Raw genomic sequence first — 4395 nt, forward strand, 5'->3', positions numbered from 1 at the left:
GACGAGCTCGACGCGATGCTGCTGCGCCTCGGCCTCGCCCTGCTGCAGCGGCCTCGCCTGCTCGTGGTCGACGACGTCGACCAGGTGCTCGACGACGCCCGCCGCCAGGTCGTCTGGACCCGGCTCGAGCAGCTCGCCGCCGACGGCCTCACGGTCGTCGCCGCGTGCGCGAGCGCCGACGAGGTCGCGCGCACCCGCTGGGTCACGCCGCCGACCGTCGTCGCGCTCCCCCTCTGACCCCTCCGTCCGCACCCCACCCGCACCCCGAGGACCGTCATGCTCTCGCTCACCGCCGGCACCGAGCTGCGCCGCTTCCGTCGCGGCACGCTGCCGCGCCTGGCCGTCGTCGCGATGATCGTCGTGCCGCTGCTCTACGGCGTCCTGTACCTCTGGGCGTTCTGGAACCCCACCGGGCACCTCGACCGCATCCCCGTCGCGCTCGTCGACATCGACACGGGTGCGACGCGCGACGGCGAGCCCGTGCACGCGGGCGCCGACCTCGTCGACCGGCTCGTGGACGAGCACCGCCTCGACTGGGTCGTCACCGACCCCGCGGACGCGGCCGACGGCGTCGACTCCGGCCGCTACTACTTCAGCGTCACGGTGCCGGCGGACTTCTCCGCCGACCTCGTCTCCGCCGGCGGCGACTCCCCGCGCTCGGCGCGCATCGACGTCGCCTACGACGACGCCAACTCGTTCCTCGTCACGTCGCTCGGCCGCACCGCGATGGAGCGCATCACGGCCGCCGTCTCGGCGACCGCGGGCGAGCAGGCCGTCGACGCCGTGCTCGTCGGGCTCTCGCAGGCGCACGACGGCTTCACCGAGGCCGCCGACGGTGCCGTCCGGCTGCGCGACGCCGCGGACGCGACCGCCGAGTCGTAGTTGAGGATCGACAGCGCGAGCGTCTCGAGCAGCACGGCCTCGGCGAACGTGCCCTCGACGACCAGCAGCGGCGACTGCGGGAAGAACACCTCGCCCTCGGCGTACCCGCGGATCGAGCCGGTGAAGCGGTAGTCGGCGAGGAACGCGAGCGTCGCGTCGTCGACGACGCCCTCGTCGGAGAGCCAGTCGAGCTCGCGCGACGTGAACCGGAACGCGGGCAGCGCCTCGAGCAGCCGGCCCGTGCCCGCGACCACCCCGTACCGGCGGCCGGGCGGCAGGCGACGCGTGAACACCTCGAACACGCAGCGGCGGTGCGCGCTGCCGTCGGCGAGCGCCGCCTGCAGCATCGTGAGCTCGTAACGGTCGGTGAGCAGCGACGTCACGGGGACGGCGGCGGGCTGCGGGTGCGTCATGCCGCCAACGTAGGACGCCCGGGACCGGGCGGCGCGCCCGGCGCGCACGGGCACCTACAGTGGTCGGGTGCCCGTCCAGACCGCGCCCGACGAACGCGTCGAGGCCGCCGAGCAGGCGGCCGTCGCCGACCCGTGGGTCACCATCGTGTGGAACGACCCCGTCAACCTCATGTCCTACGTGACCTACGTGTTCGAGACGTACTTCGGCCACCCGCACGAGAAGGCCGAGAAGCTCATGCGCCAGGTGCACGAGGAGGGGCGGGCCGTCGTGTCGAGCGGGTCGCTCGAGGGCATGGAGGTCGACGTGCAGGCGATGCACGGGTTCGGCCTGTGGGCGACGCTGCAGCGCAGCGGGGTCTGATGCGCGCGTTCACGGAGAAGCACGGCGCGTTCGTCGCGCGGCTCGACGCCTCGGAGCGCGAGGTGGTCGCGGCGCTCGTCGCGGACGTCGCGCAGCTGCTGGGAGCGCCCCGGTTCGACGAGGCCGGTCCGGCCGCGGCGCCCGAGGTCCCGCTCCTGCGCACCGAGGACGTCTCCCCGCCGCAGGACCCCGCCGTCCGCCGGCTGCTGCCCGACGCGTCGCAGGACGACCCGGACGTCGCGGCCGAGTTCCGCCGCCTGACCGAGGACGACCTGCGGGCGCGCAAGGTCGCACGCCTCGGGGTGATGTGGACGCTGCTGACGACACCCGGCGACGGGCGACGGCAGGACCTCCTCACGGTCGCCCCGCAGGACGCCCCCGAGCTCGCGGCAGCCCTCACGGACCTGCGGCTCGTGCTCGCGGAACGGCTCGACGTGCGCACGGACCAGGACGCCGAGCAGCTGTACGACGTGCTGTCGGACGAGGCCGAGGGGCAGGACGTCGACGTCCGGCGCTACCTCGTGTCGCTCTACGGCGCGCTGAGCTGGCTGCAGGAGTCGCTCGTCGGGCTCATGCTCGAGCACGCGCGGCGCGGCGGTGCGTCCGGCCGTCCGTCGCGCGAGGGTTAGGCTCTCGCCCGTGAACGACGCCCCCCTCGGCATCTTCGACTCCGGCGTCGGCGGTCTCACGGTGGCGCGGTCCATCCTCGACCAGCTGCCGCACGAGTCCACGCTCTACATCGGCGACACGCTCAACACCCCGTACGGGCCCAAGCCGCTCGCCGCGGTGCGGGCGCACGCGCTCGAGGTCATGGACGACCTGGTCGACGCGGGTGTGAAGCTGCTGGTCATCGCGTGCAACACGGCGTCGGCCGCGATGCTCCGAGACGCGCGCGAGCGGTACACGCTGCGTCGCGGCATCCCGGTCGTCGAGGTGATCCTCCCGGCCGCGCGGCGCGCGGTCGCCGCGACGCGGACCGGCCGGATCGGCGTCATCGGCACGCGCGCGACCGTCGAGTCCCGGGCCTACGACGACGCGTTCGCCGTCGCGCCGGGCGTGACGCTCACCACGCAGGCGTGCCCCCGGTTCGTCGAGCTCGTCGAGGCGGGCATCACGTCGGGGCCCGAGGTGCTGGCGGTGGCCCGCGAGTACCTCGAACCCGTCAAGGAGGCCGGCGTCGACACGCTCGTCCTCGGCTGCACGCACTACCCGCTGCTGACCGGCGCGATCTCGTACGTCATGGGCGACGAGGTCACGCTCGTGTCGAGCGCCGAGGAGACCGCGAAGGACGTGTACCGGACGCTCGTCGCGCACGGCCTCGAGCGCGACCCCGCGGCCGGCCCGCCGACGCACCGCTTCCTCGCGACGGGCGACCCCGACTCGTTCCACGCCCTCGCCCGCCGGTTCCTCGGGCCCGAGGTCGGGTCGGTCGAGTCGCGGATGGCCCTGCGATGAGGCTCGTCGTCGTGGGCTGCGCGGGCTCGTTCCCCGGCCCCGACGCGGCCGCGTCCGGCTACCTCGTGCAGGCCGACGACGCCGACGGGCGCACGTGGACCGTGCTGCTGGACCTCGGCAACGGCGCGCTCGGGCCGCTCCAGCGGTTCGGCGACCCGACGCGCATCGACGCGATCGGCCTGTCCCACCTGCACGCCGACCACGTCGCGGACATGGTCGTGCTCAATGTGCTGCGGCGGTACCACCCCGACGGTGCGCTCCCGCCGGTCGACGTGCACGGACCCGAGGGGACCGCGCAGCGGCTCACGCAGATCGCGGGCGGCGACCCCGCGACCGACGTCGGCGGGCAGTTCACGTTCCACGCGTGGGACCCGGCGGCGCCCGTCGTCGTCGGCCCGCTGACGCTGACACCGGTGCCGGTCGAGCACCCGGTCCCCGCCTTCGGGATCCGGGTCACCGGTCCGTCCGAGGCCGACCCGTCGGCGACCGTCACGCTCGCCTACACCGGCGACACCGACGCGTGCGCCGGCCTCGACACGCTCGCGGCCGGGGTCGACCTGCTGCTCGCCGAGGCCGCGTTCGTCGAGGGGCGCGACGACGCCGTCCGCGGCGTGCACCTCACCGGTCGCCGCGCCGGCGAGGCGGCCGCCCGCGGTGGAGCCCGGCAGCTCGTGCTCACGCACATCCCCGCGTGGAACGACCCGCAGGTCGCGGTCGCGGAGGCGCACGCGGTGTACGACGGTCCCGTGGCGCTCGCCCGTCCGGGCGACGTGCACACCCTCTGACCCGACACCCGCGGACGCGGCCCCACCGCGCCGGCCCTGGCTGGCACGCTGTGCGGTCATGCGCACCCGTACCGTCCGCCCGCCCGCGGGTCCGCCGTTCGACGTCGCCGTGCAGTGGGCGCCCCGGTGGTCGCGCGTGTTCCGCCGGCTGCGCCGGTCGCACCGCCGCAACCGGGAGGGTGCGGACGTCGCGTTCGACGGCGTCGGCGAGCTCGCGAGCGGCCTCGACGACCTCGGCGGCGTCGTCGCGTGGGTCGTCGGCGCGGTCGCGTTCGTGCTCGGCGTGCTGCTCGTGTGGCTGTTCCTCGTGCCGCTGCTGCTGGTCGTGCTCGACCTCCTCGTCGTAATCGTCGTCCTGGTCCTGGCGTTCGTCGGGCGGCTGCTGCTGCGTCGCCCCTGGGCCGTCGCGGTGACGCCCGCGGGCGACGACGACGCGCCCGCCGTCGCGGTCGCCGACGTCATGGGCTGGCGTCGTGCGCTGCGCGTCCGCGACGCGATC

Annotated in this window: 6 protein-coding genes and 2 pseudogenes; 7 read left to right on the forward strand and 1 reads right to left on the reverse strand. The window is 74.9% G+C overall.

From position 1 onward, the window contains the following. Positions 1 to 237 (forward strand): annotated as a pseudogene (locus tag HGA02_RS11490) (ATP-binding cassette domain-containing protein); the annotation flags it as partial. Positions 238 to 351: 114 nt separating this feature from the next. Then, complete coding sequence (locus HGA02_RS11495; protein WP_246247698.1) at positions 352 to 882, forward strand: YhgE/Pip domain-containing protein; 531 nt, start codon at positions 352 to 354, stop codon at positions 880 to 882. Here the strand turns inward: HGA02_RS11495 and HGA02_RS11500 are convergent. Then, a pseudogene (locus HGA02_RS11500) lies at positions 842 to 1295 on the reverse strand (nicotinate phosphoribosyltransferase); the annotation flags it as partial. The gene HGA02_RS11495 and the pseudogene HGA02_RS11500 sit on opposite strands and share 41 nt — an antisense overlap. 67 nt (positions 1296 to 1362) lie before the next feature. On the opposite strand from HGA02_RS11500, the gene clpS reads away from it, so the two are divergent. From clpS to HGA02_RS11525, 5 genes are all read left to right on the forward strand, one after another. Further along, positions 1363 to 1656: an ATP-dependent Clp protease adapter ClpS gene (gene clpS, locus HGA02_RS11505; protein ID WP_124344637.1), complete on the forward strand. Its 294-nt coding sequence runs from the start codon at positions 1363 to 1365 to the stop codon at positions 1654 to 1656. Beyond that, entirely contained in the window at positions 1656 to 2285 is a 630-nt protein-coding gene (locus HGA02_RS11510) for a DUF2017 domain-containing protein (RefSeq protein ID WP_168679128.1), read from the forward strand. The genes clpS and HGA02_RS11510 overlap by 1 nt, the downstream gene beginning before the upstream one ends. 10 nt (positions 2286 to 2295) lie before the next feature. Then, complete coding sequence (gene murI / locus HGA02_RS11515) at positions 2296 to 3111, forward strand: glutamate racemase (protein ID WP_168679129.1); 816 nt, start codon at positions 2296 to 2298, stop codon at positions 3109 to 3111. Then, positions 3108 to 3896, forward strand: coding sequence for an MBL fold metallo-hydrolase (locus tag HGA02_RS11520; RefSeq protein WP_168679130.1), 789 nt, complete (start codon positions 3108 to 3110; stop codon positions 3894 to 3896). Before murI ends, HGA02_RS11520 begins: the two co-directional genes overlap by 4 nt. A gap of 58 nt (positions 3897 to 3954) precedes the next feature. Then, positions 3955 to 4395: hypothetical protein (locus HGA02_RS11525; RefSeq protein ID WP_168679131.1), on the forward strand; the 441-nt coding region annotated here is incomplete at its 3' end.

Origin of the sequence: Cellulomonas septica (genome assembly GCF_012396155.1) — a bacterium.
GTDB classification, from domain to species: Bacteria; Actinomycetota; Actinomycetes; order Actinomycetales; family Cellulomonadaceae; genus Cellulomonas; species Cellulomonas septica.

Coding starts and splice junctions, on each gene's coding strand:
- HGA02_RS11495 (WP_246247698.1), top strand. CDS start 352: ATGATCGTCGTGCCGCTGCTCTACGGCGTCCTGTACCTCTGGGCGTTC.
- HGA02_RS11510 (WP_168679128.1), top strand. CDS start 1,656: ATGCGCGCGTTCACGGAGAAGCACGGCGCGTTCGTCGCGCGGCTCGAC.
- HGA02_RS11520 (WP_168679130.1), top strand. CDS start 3,108: ATGAGGCTCGTCGTCGTGGGCTGCGCGGGCTCGTTCCCCGGCCCCGAC.